Source organism: Salinicola endophyticus, from assembly GCF_003206575.1.
GTDB classification, from domain to species: Bacteria; Pseudomonadota; Gammaproteobacteria; order Pseudomonadales; family Halomonadaceae; genus Salinicola; species Salinicola endophyticus.
The window spans coordinates 217,857-233,741 of sequence record NZ_PZJO01000004.1; the positions used below are offsets into that span (position 1 = coordinate 217,857).

Genomic DNA, 15,885 nt, shown 5'->3' on the forward strand with positions numbered 1-15,885 from the left:
CCCTGGCCATGAACCGGGGGCGAGCCTCGCTCATGCAGCGGCCGGAGAGAGCAGCGCATCGAGGCCCAAGGGGCCGCCGTCAAACTCCTGCATGGCATCGAGCAGGGCCGGCCATAAATAGGCCGCCGAGGCACTATCCACCAGCAGGTGCAGACAGGGCAGCTCGCCCAGGGCATCGCGGATGACGATGGCATCGATTCGGGCCACCGAGGTCTGGGCGATATGCCCTGCCGGGAACGCCGCTGCATCGAGATCGACGCCGCATAGCTTGGCCATCACCCTGGCGGTACTGGCACCGGTGAGCACCAGCCAGGCATGGCTGTCCTGACGCGGTAACGAATAACAGCCGGGGGGCAGCGTTGCCCAATCTTGCGCGGTCATGGACACGCGCTGGCCAGCGTCCGTGAGGCTGCCCAGCAACAGATACTCGGTGGAGGAGAGTCGGGCCAGCCGGCTGCCGTCGTCCTGAATCCGGCAGCGATTGGGCTCATCGGGCAGGCGATAGCCGCGTTCTGCCAGTGCGGCGGCGGCCTGAGGGCCGCGCAGGCCGAAGCGCGGCAGCGCCGAGAGGTCAGCCAACCCGCAGTGGTCTAGACGGAAGCCTTCGTCGGTTGGGCCGGAGAAGCGTGCCGGGATCTCGGCATCGCCCAACTGCTTCCACTCGACGCGAGGGCGCTCGGCATGCAGGCCATTGAGCGGAGGGCGCGAGAGGCCAGTGGTCGCGTTTTGTGTGGTCATTTCAGAGCTCCTGGCGAGTATTGTCGGGGTCGAAGAAGGGCAGAGCGACCACCTCGGCGGTGATCTCCTGGCCGCCGTCGACGCGCAGGGTAATCTGGCTGCCGGGCGCGGCTTTCTCCGGCGCGGCATAGGCCAGGCCGATGACTGCGCCAAGCGTGGGCGAATATTCGCAGGAGGTGACGTTGCCGGTGATGGTCTCGCCTTCCAGCACCAGTTGTCCCTCCCGGGGCTTGGCGCTGGACGCCGGCAGCCGGAAACCGACCAGTCGGCGTTTCTGTGGTTGAGCGGCAAGAATGTCCACGGCACGGCGGCCGACGAAGAACGGCTTCTTGCGGTTGACTGCCCAGCCCAGCCCTATCTCTTCTGGATGGCTCATGCCGTCGGTGTCCTGACCGATGATCACGTGGCCCTTTTCCAGGCGCAGCAGGCGCTGAGCCTCGACGCCGAACGGCCGCAGGCCGAATGCGGCGCCGGCTTCCATCAGCCGGTCCCAGAGGGCCTCGCCGTAGCGCGAAGGCACATGGATCTCGTAGCCCAGCTCGCCGACAAAGCCGACCCGCAGCAGGCGTGCCGGAATGCCGGCAACATGGCCGGTACGCAGCTCCAGATAAGGAAAGGCCTCGGCCGAGAGGTCAACGTCGTCGCACAGCGTCTCCAGCACCTGGCGCGACAGCGGCCCGGCCAGGTTGATGGCGGCGAACGCCGAGGTGACGTTGGCGATATCCACGTCGAGTCGCCAGCGGGCGTTCCACTGCAGCATGCTGCGATGGACGTTGGTCACGCCGCTGGTGGTGGCGGTCACGTAAAAGTGATCCTCGGCCAGCCGGCACGACACGCCATCGTCGATCACCACGCCCTGCTCGCTGGTCATGACCGCGTAGCGAGTGCGGCCCACCGGCTGCTTGAGAAAGCCGAAGGTATAGAGCCGGTTGATGAACTCGGCGGCGTCCGGGCCGCGGATCTCGAGCCCGCCAAGCGTCGAGACGTCGATCATGCCGACCTTCTCGCGCACCTGGCGCGCCTCCTCCTGCATGCAACGCTCCCGCGCCAGGCTGCCGTCGGTGGCGGGGTAGTAGGCGGGCCGGCGCCAGTGGCCGGCCGGCATCATGTGCGCACCCAATGCCTCATGGCGGCGGTGCATCGGTGTCAGGCGGAAGGGATCGAAGCCGCGCCCGGCGAGGTGGCCGAGGGTCTCGGCGGTGAACGGTGGCCGGGCGGTGGTGACGCCGGTTTCGCTGACGCTGCGGTCGGTGGCCCGGGCGACCAGTCTGGCGGTGGGCAGCGCCGAATGGCGCCCCTGCGAGGGCCCCATGCCCACCGTCGAGAAGCGCTTGACCAGCTGCACGTCCCGGTAGCCATGGCGGGTGGCGTTGAGGATGTCCTCGATCTGCAGATCCTCGTCGAAGTCGACGAAGGCCTTGCCCTTGGGATGCGGAAAGATCGGCCAAGGATGATTGACCCGCCGCGGGGCGGGCGCGGAGCGCTGCGGCATCGGGACATCATGGCCCAGCGCGCGCAGCGCCTCGGTGGCGGCACGTACGCCATCCTCGCTGACGCGGTCGAGGTCGTGCAGCGCGTTGACCGAGCCTGCGATGTGCAGGTGGGCGGGCAGGCCGCTGATCGAGAATTCGGCGGCCTCGTCGTCGTAGCGCAGCCGGCCGCCAGCCTGGCACAGCAACTGGTAAACCGGCATGTAGCCGGCGGTCATGCAGAGCAGATCGCAGTCGATCCGCTGGCCCTGGTCGGCCACATCGCCGGTGCCGACGATGCGCCGTAGCTCGACGCCGGTCACCCGGTGCAGGGACTTGTCGTGCAGGGCCTCATAGACCGTCTGCTCGGCCCGCACGGGAATGCCCGCTGCGGCGAGTGCCTCGGCCAGGGCCGGGTTCTCGGGCGACGGGCGCATATCGGCCAGGGCGGCCACCTCGATGCCCTGCTCGTGGAGGTCGAGTGCCGCCAGGTAGCCGTCGTCGTTGCCGGTCAGTACCACCGCCCGCCGGCCCGGCTTGACCGCATAGTGACGCATCAGCCGCTGGGCGGCACTGGCCAGCATCACCCCCGGCAGGTCGTTGTTGCGGAAGATCGCCGGCTGATCGAAGCTGCCCGAGGCCACGATGCACTCTTTGGCACGCACCTTGAACATCCGGCGACCCTGGATCACCGGTAGGTAGTTATCGGTGAACCAGCCGTTACAGGTGGCGTCGCACATGACGCGGATGCTGGGGTGGCGCGCCACCACACTCACTAGCTCGTCGCGCAGGCGCTCGCCGCGTCTGCCATCGATATCGAAGCGGGCATAGGTCAATGAGCCGCCGAGTTGCGGCTGCTGTTCGACCAGCAGCACCCGGGCACCGCCTTCGGCGGCGGTGAGCGCAGCGCTCAGCCCCGCCGGGCCACTGCCCACCACCATGACATCGGTGAACAGGTAGGCCTTGTCGTGATAGCTGCCGCGAGCGTCGAGATCGAAGCGCCCGAGACCCGCCTTGCGGCGGATCAGCGGCTCCCAGCGCTTCCAGGCGCCCCTGGGCTTGTAGAAGGCGCGGTAGTAGAAGCCTACCGGCATGAAACGGGCGAACTTGCCGAGTCTCATGTCGCGGTCATGGTCGAGGCTGCCGCTGTAGTTCTGACCCGTGACCGACAGGCCGTCCTCGAGACGGCGCACGTCGGCCAGCACGTTGGGTTCGTCGGGCAACTGCACGAGGGTGTTGGCGTCCTGCCCGGCCAGGGTCAGCGCGCCCCGGGGGCGGTGGTACTTGAACGAGCGCGACAGTACCAGGCGCCCGTGGGCGGCCAGGGCGCTGGCGATGGAATCGCCGGCGAAGCCGCGATAGGTCTCGCCCTCGAAGGTGAAGTGCAGCGGGCGTTCGCGGTCGATCAGGCTGCCCATCGGGGCGGGGAGGCGTGACGCGACAGCGTCGGCGGCGTCATCCAGGGGTTCGTAACGGCTCATGAGGGGGTCTCCGCGTGGGCAAATTCGACGCGCTGGCGGAACAGTTCGCCTGGGTCGAAGGTGCGTAGCACTTCATCGGTCAGGGTGTGGCGCTCGGCCAGGAACCAGTAGCCGCTGGCGCTGTGAAACCACCATTCGGTGACCACCGCCGGCAGGTTGTCGTGATAGAAGACGTAGTCGGCCCACTCGCGGTCGCTGCAGGTGGCTGGGTCGGGCATCGTCTTCAACTCCCCGCCGTAGATGAATTCACTGATGTTGCGTGGCCCGTTGAGCGGGCAGTGGAGGATCTTCATGGTGTGATGTCCCGTTCGGTCTGCAGTGAAGCGTCAGTGGCTGGCCGCCGTGGCGCCCATCTCGTTGACCTGCTGGAAGTTGGCGAAACGCGCCAGATGGAACGGGCGGATCAGTTCCGGCACCTTGCCCCCGCCGGCGATCAGTTCCGCCATGGTCTGGCCGCAGATCGGCGTGGCCTTGAAGCCCCAGGTGCCCCAGCCGGCGTCGAGGTAATAGTTCTCGACGGGGCTCTCGCCCATGATCGGGCTGTAATCCGGGGTCATGTCAGTGATCCCGCCCCACTGACGCATCAGCCGGGCCTTGGCCAGGAAAGGAAACATCTCGACGGCGCTGGCGATCAGGCTCTCTTTCAGCTCCAGCGTCGAGCGGGTCGCATAGAGCGGGTAGGGATCAGAGCCGCCGCCGAAGACCACCTCGCCACGGCTGGTCTGCTGTACGTAGCAGTGCAGCGCCGATGAACTGACCAGCGGGTCGAGGAACGGTTTGACCGGCTGGGTGACCATGGCCTGCAGCGGGTAAGAAACGATTGGCAGGCGAAAGCCGGCCTTGGCGGCCAGCACCGAGCTGTGGCCGGCCACGGCCTGTACCGCGCAGCCGCAGCGCACCGTGCCGCGGTTGGTCTTGACGCCGGTGAGGCGCCCGCCTTCGATGATCAGGTCTTCGACCTCGGTCAACTGATGAATCTCCACGCCGCGCTTGGCCGCCTCCTTGGCGTAGCCCCAGGCCACGGCGTCATGGCGTGCGGTGGCGCCATCCCGGTGCCAGAGACCTTCGAGCACCGGCAGATGGCCCGGATCGAGGTTGAGCGTCGGCACCAGCTCGGCGATCTGCTGGCGGTCGATCATCTCCGTGCGCCCCCCGAAATGCTTGTTGACCTCGGCCCGCTGGCGGAAGGCGCGCACCGTGGCATCGGTGTGGGCCAGGGTGAGCTGGCCGCGTTCCGAATACATGATGTTGAAGTCGAACTCGTGGGAGAGGTTCTGGAACAGCTTCACCGACTCGGCATAGAAGCGGACCCCTTCAGAGGTCAGGTAGTTGGAGCGGATCACCGCAGTGTTGCGCGCGGTGTTGCCGCCGCCGAGGTAGGCCTTCTCCAGCACCGCGACTTTGGTGATGCCGTGGTACTTGGCCAGGTAGTAGGCAATGGCGAGGCCGTGTCCACCGCCACCGATGATCACCACGTCATAGCTGGCGGCGAGCGCCTTGGGCGGTGGCAGATCCTGTTCGGCGGGATAGTCGGACGACAGACCGTACTTCAGTAGGGCGAAAGGCATGGGGGACTCCCAGGAGATGGTCGCTCAGGCCGGTTCTGCGGCGGAGGCCTGGTGGCGCTGTAGCCGCGTGGCGGTGACGGTGTTCTGCATCAGGTAGGCAATGGTCATCGGCCCGACCCCGCCGGGCACCGGGGTGATGGCGGATGCCACCTGGCTCGCGGCGGCGAAGTCGACATCACCGACCAGGCGCGTACGGCGTTCGCCGCCGGTCTCGGACTCGATACGGTTGATGCCCACATCGATGACCACGGCGCCGGGCTTGAGCCAGTTGGCATCGACCATCCCGGGGCGCCCCACGGCGGCGACGATGATATCGGCCTGGCGGCACAGGGCGGCGGCGTCGCGGCTCTTCGAGTGCAGCAGCGACACCGTGCAGTCGGCATCGAGCAGCAGCGCGGCCATGGGTTTGCCGACGATGTTGGAGCGGCCGATCACCACCGCGTGCTTGCCGGCCAGCTCGCCGCAGGTCTCGCGCAGCAGCCGCAGGCAGCCGGTGGGCGTGCAGGGCGCCAAGGAGGGCAACCCCTGCCAGAGCCCACCGGCGTTCTGGCGATGAAAGCCGTCGACGTCCTTGGCCGGCAGAATGGCCTGGATCACCGATGCCTCGTCGATATTTGCCGGCAGCGGCAACTGCACCAGGATGCCGTTGACCTCGGGGTCGTCGTTGAGCCGGGCGATCAGCGCGAGCAGTTCCGCCTGGGGCAGGGTGTCATCGAAGCGGTACTCCAGCGAACGGATACCGACCGCTTCTGCCTTGCGGATCTTGTTGCGCACATAGACCTGGCTGGCGGGATCCTCCCCCACCAGTATCACGGCCAGGCCGGGGATGATGCCTTCGTCGGCGAGACGGGCGACGTCGTCGGCGACCTCGTCGAGCACGCGTTCGGCACAGGCCTTGCCATCGATGGATGTCGTCAGGGGCGTTTCGGTCGTTGTCGTACTCATCGGAAGATCACCGTCTTGTTCTGGTCGAGAAAGACACGATGCTCAAGGTGGTAGCGGACCGCCTGGGACAAGGCGACGGTCTCGGTATTGCGGCCGACCGCGACCAGGTCCTCGGGGCGATAGGTGTGATCGACCCGCTGCACCTCCTGCTCGATGATCGGGCCTTCGTCGAGGTCCGAGGTTACATAGTGGGCGGTGGCGCCGATCAGCTTGACCCCGCGTTCATGGGCCTGGTGATAGGGCTTGGCGCCCTTGAAGCCGGGCAGGAAGGAGTGGTGGATGTTGATCGCGCGGCCGGAGAGCTTCTGGCACAGGTCGTCGGAGAGGATCTGCATGTAACGAGCCAGCACCACCAACTCGGTGCCGGTTTCCTCGACGATCTCCATCAGCGCCTGTTCCTGGCGCGCCTTGGAGTCCTGCGTGACTGGCAGGTAGACGAAGCGGATGCCTTCACGCTCCGCCATCGGGCGCAGATCAAGGTGGTTGGAGACGATGGCGGTGATCTCCATGTCCAGCTCCCCCTTGCGCTGCCGGTACATCAGGTCGCCCAGACAGTGGTCGTACTTGCTGACCATCAGCAGCACGCGCATGGGTTTGGCATCGTGATAGATGGCCCACTCCATGTCGAAGTCTTCGGCGACGCCGGCGAAGTCGCCCTTGAGTGTCTCGATATCGCCCTTCACGCCGTCGTTGAAGCGAAACTTGGCGCGCAGGAAGAAGCGGCCTAGCGCCTCGTCGTCGTATTGGGCGAGCTCGCTGATATAGCACTGTCCCTCGGTGAGAAAGCAGGTCACGGCGGCGACGATGCCGGAAGTGGCGGGGCAGGAGATCTTGATGATGTAGCTGTCGTCTGTCGGGACCATGTGTTGCCTTCCTCTTGTCTTGGGCGGGACGTGGCCGGGGTGTCGGTATTGGCGCCCCGGCAGTGGATATCGGGCTCGGCCCTTGGCGATGCGCTCGGGTGTCTCGGTGATCTCGAAGGGCTCTCCGGGCCAGATGATGCGGTAATCTAGTTTTCCTGGAAAGAAAAAAAGATTCCCTTTAGTCAAGCAACAAGCTTGCCAGTTTCGTCGTGCCATATCGTTGGGTGTATACCGAGAACGCCCGTTAATCCCTGATAAACAAGTAGTTGCGGTTTTCATTCGGCCGATGAGGCACGTCTCCCTGGGCTGGAGGACGAGAGCGTGGGGCCTCGGCTTGAGCGATAAGGGTGCGTCAGGGGCGCTGCTTGCACCGTCGTGAGGCGATGGCGAGGTCAATGCAGGTGGCAGAGACAGGCGAGCGAGAGCAGAGACGACCGCCAGAACCCACGGCAGAAACTTTTTACTGCCTGTAAATCAGGTTCCTAGCGGCCCTCCCGTGAATTTTATCGGGCGCCGCAGCGGTTCTGGCATGCAAGGTGCTTTCTTAAAGAGAAACAAAATTTCTTGATGGGAATTGTGTGCGTGGCGTAGCCTGCATGGCGTCGGCAAAGTCCGATGGCGCAGGAGAGCGCCATGTCGTTCCCGGTACTCGCCACGCATGAAGGAGACCTGACATGACGCCTGAATCCGCCAAGCAACTGCTCGAGGAGCACGATGTCCGCTACCTGCTCGCTCAGTTCGTGGACATCCACGGCGCTGCCAAGACCAAGTCGGTGCCGGCCAACTGCCTGATGGATGTGGTCGAGAAGGGCGCCGGCTTCGCCGGTTTCGCGGTCAGTGGCCTGGGCATGGAGCCCCACGGACCTGACTTCATGGCCCGTGGCGATCTCGCGACCTTGTCGCTGGTGCCCTGGCAGCCGGGATACGCGCGATTGGTCTGCAACGGTCATGTCAACGATCAGCCCTACGAGTACGACAGCCGCGTGGTGCTGCTCAAGCAGCTGGAACGACTGGCAGAGAAGGGCTGGACGCTGAACACCGGGCTGGAGCCGGAGTTCTCGCTGTTCAAGCGTGGGCCGGAGGGTGAGCTGTTGGCGGTCGACGATAGCGATACCCTGGCCAAGCCCTGTTACGACTACAAGGGACTATCGCGTTCCCGCGAGTTCCTGGAACGCCTGGTGGAGGCGCTCCAGGCGGTCGATTTCGACGTCTACCAGATCGATCATGAGGACGCCAATGGCCAGTTCGAGATCAACTACACCTACAGCGATGCGCTGACCTCGGCGGACCGCTTCACCTTCGTGCGCATGGCGGCCGGCGAGATCGCCAACGATCTCGGCATGGTCTGCTCCTTCATGCCCAAGCCGCATGCCGATCGCCCAGGCAACGGCATGCACTTCCACCTCTCGATCAGCGATGGCGACGGACACAACGTCTTCGGTGACGACAGCGATCCCCAGGGGCTGGGCCTGTCGCGCACCGCCTACCACTTCCTGGCCGGGCTGCTGCATCACGCACCGGCGCTGTGTGCCTTTGCTGCGCCCACCGTCAACTCCTACAAGCGGCTGGTGAACGGCGGCTCCAACAGTGGCGCGACCTGGGCGCCGGTGTTCATCGCCTATGGCGACAACAACCGCTCGGCGATGGTCCGGGTGCCCTACGGCCGCCTGGAGTTCCGCCTGCCCGATGCCGGCTGCAACCCCTATCTGGTGCACGCCGCCTTGATCGCCGCCGGCCTGGACGGTATCGACCGCCAACTCGACCCCGGCAAGGCGCACAACATCAACCTGTATTCGCTGAGCGCCGAGCAGTGCCGGGAGGAAGGCATCGGCATCCTGCCCCAGTCGCTCAAGGAGGCCATAGACGCCCTGGCGGAGGACACCGTTCTGCGCGAGGTGATGGGGCCCGGCATCGTCGACGAGTTCATCTCCGTCAAGCGCGAGGAGTGGACCGCCTATAGCCGCCAGGTCTCGGCCTGGGAGATCGAGCGCTACGCCGAATTCTTCTGATCAACGATAGACCCGAACTCGCCGCGAACGGCGAGCGCAGAGAGGACAATGCTATGTGTGGAATCGTGGGGCTCTACCTCAAGAACCCGGCGTGGGAAAGCCGCCTGGGTGCGCTATTCGAGCCGATGCTGGTCGCCATGACCGAGCGCGGGCCGGACAGCGCCGGCTTTTCGATCTACGGCGACGAGTACGACGCCGGCATCAAGCTGACGCTGCAGAGCGATGACGCCGACTACGACTGGGCCAATCTGGCCGACCGGCTGGGCGCGGCTTTTGCTGGCGTCGACGACTGGTATCGCAACGCCAGCGTGGCCGTCTTCAAGCTGGCCGCCCCTGAGGCCGAGCTGCGCGCCTGGCTCGCCGAGCAGGCGCCCGGGGTCCGGGTGCTGAGCGCGGGCCAGAGCATCGAGATCCTCAAGGGCGTGGGACTGCCAGCGACCATCGCCGAGCGCTTCAACCTCAAGGGCATGAAGGGCAGCCACGCCATCGGGCACACCCGCATGGCCACCGAGAGTGCGGTGACGCTGCAGGGCAGCCATCCCTTCTCGACGGGGCTCGATCTGTGCCTGGTGCACAACGGTTCGCTCTCCAACCACAACCGTCTGCGCGACAAGCTCCGGCGGGAAGGAATCGTCTTCGAGACCGATAACGACTCCGAGGTGGCGGCGGGGTATCTGACCTGGCGGCTGGCCAAGGGAGACTCCCTGAGTCAGGCGCTCAAGGGGGCCCTGAAGGATCTGGATGGTTTCTTCACGTTCGCCATCGGCACCCGCGACGGCTTCGCCGTGGTCCGCGATCCGATCTCCTGCAAGCCGGCGGTGATCGCCGAGACCGAGGACTACGTGGCCATGGCATCGGAATACCGCGCCCTGGCCGGGCTGCCGGGCATCCAGCAGGCGCGGGTCTGGGAGCCCGAGCCGGCCACGATCTATGTCTGGGAACACGATGGCGCCAAGGTGGAGGCCGCATGATGATGAAGACCGTTGATCTTGCCGAACAGAGCCTGCGAGCGCTCAACCAGTCGCTGCACGATGGTGAGATGCTCAGCGACATCCGCGAGTGGCGGGTCACCAATACCGACGGCGCGCACAACATCGCCTGCGGGCTGAACGACGACATCAGTGTCGATATCGATGGCCATGCCGGCTACTACTGCGCCGGCATGAACCAGCGTGCCAGCGTCACGGTGCATGGCAACGTTGGGGTCGGCGTGGCGGAAAACATGATGTCCGGCACGGTGCGCGTCACCGGCGATGCTTCCCAGTCGGCCGGGGCCACGGCACATGGTGGCCTGCTGGTCATCGAGGGCAATGCCGCAGCGCGCTGCGGCATCTCCATGAAGGGGGTGGACATCGTGGTCAAGGGCAATACCGGCCCGATGAGCGCCTTCATGGGGCAGGCCGGGCGTTTGGTGGTGTGCGGCGATGCCGGCGATGCGCTGGGGGATTCGATCTACGAGGCGCGCCTCTACGTCAAGGGCCGGGTCGGCACGCTCGGCGCCGACTGTATCGAGAAGCCGATGCGCGCCGAGCATCAGGAGGAGCTGGCCGCGCTGCTCGAGCAGGCCGGTATCGACGAAGATCCCGCCGACTTCCGGCGCTACGGGTCGGCTCGCGAACTCTACCACTTCAAAGTCGACAACGCCTCGGCCTACTGATCAGGAGCCTGCCATGACCGATTACAGTTCCAACCCCACGCTGCGGGAGTCGGCCACCTACGGCCGAGACGTCATCCACGAGATCCAGCGCGCCGCCGAGACCGGGATCTACGATATTCGCGGCTGGGGCGCCAAGCGCAAGGTGCCGCATTTCGACGATCTGCTGTTCCTCGGCGCCAGCATGTCGCGCTACCCCCTCGAGGGCTATCGCGAGAAGTGCGACACCCGGGTCACGCTCGGCACCCGCCACGCCAAGAAACCGCTGGTCATCGAGACCCCGGTGACGATCGCCGGCATGAGCTTCGGGGCCCTGTCCGCCCAGGCCAAGGAGGCGCTGGGCCGCGGCGCCTCCGAGGTCGGTACCTCGACCACCACCGGCGACGGCGGCATGACCGCCGAGGAACGCGGTGAGTCGACCAAGCTGGTGTATCAGTACCTACCATCGCGCTACGGGATGAACCCGGACGACCTGCGCAAGGCGGATGCCATCGAGGTGGTGCTGGGCCAGGGCGCCAAGCCCGGCGGCGGCGGCATGCTGCTGGGCCAGAAAATCTCCGACCGCGTGGCGCAGATGCGCACCCTGCCCAAGGGCATCGACCAGCGTAGCGCCTGTCGCCACCCGGACTGGACCGGCCCCGATGACCTGGCGATCAAGATCGCCGAGCTACGCGAGATCACCGACTGGCAGGTGCCGATCTATATCAAGGTTGGCGCCACCCGCACCTACTACGACGTCAAGCTAGCGGTGAAGGCCGGGGCCGATGTGGTGGTGCTCGACGGCATGCAGGGCGGCACCGCGGCCACCCAGGAAGTGTTCATCGAGCACGTCGGCATTCCGACCATGGCGGCCATTCCCCAGGCGGCCCAGGCACTCCAGGAGATGGGCGTGCATCGCGAGGTGCAGTTGATCGTCTCGGGGGGGATTCGCAACGGCGCCGACGTGGCCAAGGCCATCGCCCTGGGGGCCGACGCGGTCGCCATCGGCACGGCGGCCCTGATCGCGCTGGGCGACAACCACCCGCGCTACGACGAGGAGTATCGCCAACTGGGCTCGGCTGCCGGCTTCTATGACGACTTCCAGGAGGGCAAGTGCCCGGCGGGCATCTCCACTCAGGACCCGGAACTGAGCCAGCGCCTCGATCCGGTGGCGGCCGGCAAGCGCCTGGCCAACTACCTGCGGGTGCTGACTCTGGAAGCCCAGACCCTCGCCCGGGCCTGCGGCAAGTCGCATCTTCATCATCTGGAGCCCGAGGATCTGGTGGCCCTCAACGTCGAAGCGGCGGCCATGGCGCGGGTGCCGCTGGCCGGCACCGACTGGGTCCCGGGGCAGCGTTTCTAGGCGACTCCGATATGCCTGCATGACCACCGTCAAGCACCGGGGGCAGAGATGCCTTCGGCGCTCAGGCGCACCGACCTTACCCCATCGATAGCGCTAGATAGTAACGCCCGATGACGCCCGCAAGAACGTCGTCGACCGGCTCGCCCGGTAACACCGCAAGCCGATCGCCGACTCTTGATACGAACAACGACAACGACGAGGCAACCACAATGGCAACTGCGACCCTGGAACTGGGCTATGCCCTGGATACCTTCTACTTCCTGATGTGCACGGCCCTGGTCATGTTCATGGCCTGTGGCTTTGCCATGCTCGAATCGGGCCTGGTAAGAGCCCGCAACACGGTCGAGATTCTGACCAAGAACGCCCTGCTGTACGCCATCGCCTGTTTGGTGTTCCTGGTGGTCGGCTACAACGTGATGTATCCGTCCGAGGCGATCAGCAGCGTCATTCCGGGCCTGCAGTTCATGCTCGGTGAGGATAATACGCTGGCGGACATCTCGGCTGGGGAGGGCGCGCCTTACTATTCCGGCATGGCCGACTTCATCTTCCAGGCGGTGTTCGCGGCGGCGACCATGTCGATCGTCTCCGGGGCGATCGCCGAGCGCATGAAGCTGTGGCCCTTCCTGGTCTTCGCCGTGGTCATGGTGGCGGTGATCTATCCGGTGGAAGGCTACTGGAAGTGGGGCGGCGGTTTCCTCGATGCCATGGGCTTCCAGGACTTCGCCGGCTCGGTGGTGGTGCACATGGCGGGCGCGGCGGCGGCGCTGGCAGCGGTGATCTTGGTTGGCCCGCGCAAGGGGCGTTACGGGCCGAAGGGCGAGGTGCGGGCCATTCCCGGTGCCAACCTGCCGATCGCCATGCTGGGCATGTTCATCCTCTGGATGGGCTGGTTCGGCTTCAACGGTGGCTCCATGCTCAAGATCGCCAGCCTCGACGACGCCAACGCGGTGGCGCGGATCTTCGTCAACACCAACTCCGCCGCGGCCGCCGGCATGGTCGTCGCGGCCCTGGTATCACGCGCCATGTTCGGCAAGACCGACATGACCATGATCATCAATGGTGCCCTTGCCGGGCTGGTCTCCATCACCGCCGAGCCGCTGCTGCCGTCGGCGGGGTTGGCGGTGCTGATCGGCGCCGTGGGTGGTGCTCTGGTGGTGATGTCGGTGGTGGGCCTGGATCGCTTGAAGCTCGATGACCCAGTGGGCGCCATCTCCGTGCACGGCACGGCGGGCATCTGGGGCATCCTGGCCGTGCTGTTCTCCAACCCCGAGGCGACACTCTTCGTGCAATTGATCGGCACCGTGGTGATCTTCGCCTGGATGTTCGGTGCCAGCTTCGCCGTGCTGTGGCTCATCCGGGCAGTAGTGGGGCTACGTGTCAGCGAGCAGGAAGAGCTGGAAGGCATGGACCTGCATGAATGCGGCATGCTGGCCTACCCGGAATTCGTTGCGGCGAGCGCCCAGGAGACCGGCACGTCTGGTCCGGGCAGGCGCTCTGCCGCCGCTGGGGGCGGCGTGATGGCCGAGCAAAAAGGCGCCTGAGCTGGCAGGGGCGCGGGTGGCGGGCAAGGTCTGCTACCTGCGTCTCTTGCTCATGAGTGGAGGAGGGCGCTATCGACGATCCGGTCCAACAAGTGACCCTCCGTTAGGCATGTTGCCATGCCTCACATGGCTTGAGGCTACCTACCCACAGGCTGCCACGCGCCGACCCCGGCGGCTTTGCTGATCAGCGCCAGGCCAATTCACCGCATCTCGTCGGCAGCACATCGCGTCCCCGCTCATGTGTCATTGGGGTACCGGTACCGACTGGGATCCAGCCCCAACTTCTGCAGCCGATAGGCGAGCTTGGCACGGGTGATGCCCAGGTCGCGGGCGGCCCGGGAGACGTTGCCTTCGGCATTGCCGAGTACGCGCTCGAGTCGCTGTATTTCCCGTTCTTTCTCGGCGTCTTCGGGGTGGCTCGCGGTAGGGGTTCCCGGGGAACGGGGTAGCGAGACAGCTTCGCGCTCGGCGGTCTCGAGATCTCCCGCGGCGTTGATTCTGAGCTTGGCGCCGGGGCTGGAGGAGAAGCCGGCGTCCTCGAACAGATGAAAGGCGTCGATCGGCCCGCCATCCAGGGCGTTGATCACCCCGCGCTCCACCAAGTTCTGCAGTTCGCGCACATTGCCGGGATAGTCGTAGGCGAGCAGGGCATCGGAGGCCTTGCGCGTCAGGCCGGTGATCGATTTTCGGTAGCGCTCGGCGTAGTGGCGCGAGAAGTGCTCGACCAGCAGCGGAATATCGTCGCGTCGCTCCCGCAGTGGCGGCAGCCGGATTGGGAAGACGTTGAGGCGGTAGTAGAGGTCCTCGCGGAAGCGCCCGGCCTGCACCTCCTGGAACAGATCCCTGTTGGCGGCGGCGACGATACGCACGTCGACCCGGATCGGCTGGCTACCGCCGACCCGTTCGATCTCGCCATCCTGTAGCGTGCGCAGCAGCTTGCCTTGGGCTTCCAGGCTCAGCGAGGGGATCTCGTCGAGAAAAAGAGTGCCGCCGTCGGCGCGTTCGAAGCGCCCAGGGCGGCTGCGCTCGGCGCCGGTGAAGGCGCCTTTCTCCACGCCGAACAGTTCGGCTTCGATCAGCGTATCGGGAATCGCCGCGCAGTTGAGCGCGACGAAGGGGCCTTCGGCCAGCAGGCTGCTGCGGTGCAGGGCGTTGGCGAAGAGGTCCTTGCCCACCCCCGATTCGCCGTTGAGCAGCACCGTGGCCGGCGTGGGGGCGACCCGCTCGATCTTCTGCAGGGCGATGCTGACAGCAGCCGAGACACCGACGATCTGCTGGGCGTTGCTTTCAGGGACGTTGTTTTCAGGGGCGTTGGCCCTGGTGGCGGCCCCCCGGGGCGCGGAAGAGGGCGCCGCGGGGGGCCGGCGTGTGGCCCGGCTCGATGTTGCGGCGGTCGACAGCCGCTGGCGGTCGAGCCGCAGCCAGTCGAGATCGTCGTTCGCTTCCATGCGCTCACTGGTCGTCTCCCCCACGATCCGGCAGTGCGCGGCGCCGCAGCCGGCGCACTCGAGCTCCCGGTAGATCACGCGCTTGCCGTAGAAGGCGCTGGCATAGCCGCTGGCGTAGCCGAGTTGCATCCAGCACACCGGTTCCGCGGAGAGCCCGTGCGCCTTGAGGTGCTCGGCGGCCTCGACGGAGTCGTGCCACAGGAACTCGGCATTGAAGGTGCCGTTGGGGATGTCATGGTCGCGGCGGATGGTCTCGACCTTCACCATGCCCATCACCGCGTGCAAGCGCTCACCCGCACTCAACACCCCGGCATCGTCGCTATCCGCCCAGTGCTTGCGCACGAAGGCGGCATCCGAGGCGCCGGCCGAGAAGCCGACGCGCATCAGCAGGTCGCGTGCCCCCGCAGGGCCCAGGGTTTCGATCAGCTCGCGCCGCAGGGCGCCGAAGGAGTGGGCGCCGAACAGCAACATGCGGCGGGTATCGAACCAGATCCGGCCGTCGTTGGGCGTAAATCGCAGGCTCTCTGTCAGGTCGTATAGCGTCGGCGGATCTCCGGCATGCAGCGTATCTTTTATAGATTTTTCTTGATCAGTTATTTCCGTTATTTCCGAGAGGCGCAGTTTTCGTGGCATGAATTTACCCTACCAAAGTCGCAGAAAATGGGCGTGATTTTCAATTTTCATCTGCCGTTTTTTATAAAAATGATGAGTTTTATCAATCTTAATAAAATGCGCGGCGCGTCTCTGTTATCCATTGGTCTTTTGAGTGGGGCGTTTTTTGCTTATCTTGCGGCGACTTAGACGGCGTACCTAGACATAGGTCTACG

13 protein-coding genes are annotated in these 15,885 nt (G+C 65.7%); 6 read left to right on the forward strand and 7 right to left on the reverse strand.

What is annotated here, in order from left to right; genetic code table 11:
• Window positions 1-30 precede the first annotated feature (30 nt).
• Genes DOM66_RS10365 through purU form a run of 6 tightly spaced genes read right to left on the reverse strand, consistent with a single transcriptional unit; the run spans window position 31 to window position 7,064 of the window.
• Entirely contained in the window at window positions 31-738 is a 708-nt protein-coding gene (locus DOM66_RS10365) for a sarcosine oxidase (RefSeq protein ID WP_110690073.1), read from the reverse strand.
• Between the two features lies 1 nt (window position 739).
• Window positions 740-3,688, reverse strand: a complete 2,949-nt coding sequence (locus DOM66_RS20000; RefSeq protein ID WP_280951261.1) for a 2Fe-2S iron-sulfur cluster-binding protein — start codon at window positions 3,686-3,688, stop codon at window positions 740-742.
• Window positions 3,685-3,981: a sarcosine oxidase subunit delta gene (locus tag DOM66_RS10375; protein WP_110675380.1), complete on the reverse strand. Its 297-nt coding sequence runs from the start codon at window positions 3,979-3,981 to the stop codon at window positions 3,685-3,687. The genes DOM66_RS20000 and DOM66_RS10375 overlap by 4 nt, the downstream gene beginning before the upstream one ends.
• Window positions 3,982-4,014: 33 nt before the next feature.
• Window positions 4,015-5,256, reverse strand: coding sequence for an FAD-dependent oxidoreductase (locus tag DOM66_RS10380; RefSeq protein WP_110675381.1), 1,242 nt, complete (start codon window positions 5,254-5,256; stop codon window positions 4,015-4,017).
• Between the two features lie 24 nt (window positions 5,257-5,280).
• Complete coding sequence (gene folD / locus DOM66_RS10385) at window positions 5,281-6,201, reverse strand: bifunctional methylenetetrahydrofolate dehydrogenase/methenyltetrahydrofolate cyclohydrolase FolD (protein ID WP_110690074.1); 921 nt, start codon at window positions 6,199-6,201, stop codon at window positions 5,281-5,283.
• The gene (gene purU, locus DOM66_RS10390) at window positions 6,198-7,064 is read right to left on the reverse strand and encodes a formyltetrahydrofolate deformylase (RefSeq protein WP_110690075.1); all 867 of its coding nucleotides are present in this window, start codon (window positions 7,062-7,064) and stop codon (window positions 6,198-6,200) included. The genes folD and purU overlap by 4 nt, the downstream gene beginning before the upstream one ends.
• A gap of 674 nt (window positions 7,065-7,738) precedes the next feature.
• On the opposite strand from purU, the gene glnT reads away from it, so the two are divergent.
• The 5 genes from glnT (at window position 7,739) to DOM66_RS10415 (ending at window position 13,610) form a co-directional block, all read left to right on the forward strand.
• Window positions 7,739-9,073: a type III glutamate--ammonia ligase gene (gene glnT, locus DOM66_RS10395; RefSeq protein WP_110690076.1), complete on the forward strand. Its 1,335-nt coding sequence runs from the start codon at window positions 7,739-7,741 to the stop codon at window positions 9,071-9,073.
• Between the two features lie 53 nt (window positions 9,074-9,126).
• On the forward strand, window positions 9,127-10,044 hold the full coding sequence (locus DOM66_RS10400) for a class II glutamine amidotransferase (RefSeq protein WP_110690077.1): 918 nt from the start codon (window positions 9,127-9,129) through the stop codon (window positions 10,042-10,044).
• Window positions 10,044-10,730 (forward strand): GltB/FmdC/FwdC-like GXGXG domain-containing protein, encoded by a 687-nt coding sequence (locus tag DOM66_RS10405; protein WP_245392411.1) that lies wholly within the window; start codon window positions 10,044-10,046, stop codon window positions 10,728-10,730. The genes DOM66_RS10400 and DOM66_RS10405 overlap by 1 nt, the downstream gene beginning before the upstream one ends.
• Window positions 10,731-10,743: 13 nt before the next feature.
• The gene (locus DOM66_RS10410; protein ID WP_110690078.1) at window positions 10,744-12,069 is read left to right on the forward strand and encodes an FMN-binding glutamate synthase family protein; all 1,326 of its coding nucleotides are present in this window, start codon (window positions 10,744-10,746) and stop codon (window positions 12,067-12,069) included.
• Window positions 12,070-12,278: 209 nt separating this feature from the next.
• Entirely contained in the window at window positions 12,279-13,610 is a 1,332-nt protein-coding gene (locus DOM66_RS10415) for an ammonium transporter (protein ID WP_110690079.1), read from the forward strand.
• A gap of 236 nt (window positions 13,611-13,846) precedes the next feature.
• Here the strand turns inward: DOM66_RS10415 and DOM66_RS10420 are convergent, their stop codons facing one another.
• Window positions 13,847-15,691 (reverse strand): sigma-54-dependent Fis family transcriptional regulator, encoded by a 1,845-nt coding sequence (locus DOM66_RS10420; RefSeq protein ID WP_110690080.1) that lies wholly within the window; start codon window positions 15,689-15,691, stop codon window positions 13,847-13,849.
• Here DOM66_RS10420 and DOM66_RS19745 point away from each other — a divergent pair.
• Window positions 15,617-15,859, forward strand: a complete 243-nt coding sequence (locus DOM66_RS19745; RefSeq protein WP_188115183.1) for a hypothetical protein — start codon at window positions 15,617-15,619, stop codon at window positions 15,857-15,859. The genes DOM66_RS10420 and DOM66_RS19745 overlap by 75 nt on opposite strands.
• The last annotated feature ends 26 nt before the right edge of the window (window positions 15,860-15,885 follow it).

Bases quoted from the DNA above. Each gene is read 5' to 3' on its own strand.
- DOM66_RS10420 (WP_110690080.1), bottom strand. From the start codon at position 15,691: ATGCCACGAAAACTGCGCCTCTCGGAAATAACGGAAATAACTGATCAA.
- DOM66_RS10405 (WP_245392411.1), top strand. From the start codon at position 10,044: ATGATGAAGACCGTTGATCTTGCCGAACAGAGCCTGCGAGCGCTCAAC.
- DOM66_RS10400 (WP_110690077.1), top strand. From the start codon at position 9,127: ATGTGTGGAATCGTGGGGCTCTACCTCAAGAACCCGGCGTGGGAAAGC.
- glnT (WP_110690076.1), top strand. From the start codon at position 7,739: ATGACGCCTGAATCCGCCAAGCAACTGCTCGAGGAGCACGATGTCCGC.
- DOM66_RS10375 (WP_110675380.1), bottom strand. From the start codon at position 3,981: ATGAAGATCCTCCACTGCCCGCTCAACGGGCCACGCAACATCAGTGAA.
- DOM66_RS10410 (WP_110690078.1), top strand. From the start codon at position 10,744: ATGACCGATTACAGTTCCAACCCCACGCTGCGGGAGTCGGCCACCTAC.
- DOM66_RS10380 (WP_110675381.1), bottom strand. From the start codon at position 5,256: ATGCCTTTCGCCCTACTGAAGTACGGTCTGTCGTCCGACTATCCCGCC.
- DOM66_RS19745 (WP_188115183.1), top strand. From the start codon at position 15,617: ATGCAGCGTATCTTTTATAGATTTTTCTTGATCAGTTATTTCCGTTAT.
- DOM66_RS10365 (WP_110690073.1), bottom strand. From the start codon at position 738: ATGACCACACAAAACGCGACCACTGGCCTCTCGCGCCCTCCGCTCAAT.
- DOM66_RS20000 (WP_280951261.1), bottom strand. From the start codon at position 3,688: ATGAGCCGTTACGAACCCCTGGATGACGCCGCCGACGCTGTCGCGTCA.
- DOM66_RS10415 (WP_110690079.1), top strand. From the start codon at position 12,279: ATGGCAACTGCGACCCTGGAACTGGGCTATGCCCTGGATACCTTCTAC.
- folD (WP_110690074.1), bottom strand. From the start codon at position 6,201: ATGAGTACGACAACGACCGAAACGCCCCTGACGACATCCATCGATGGC.
- purU (WP_110690075.1), bottom strand. From the start codon at position 7,064: ATGGTCCCGACAGACGACAGCTACATCATCAAGATCTCCTGCCCCGCC.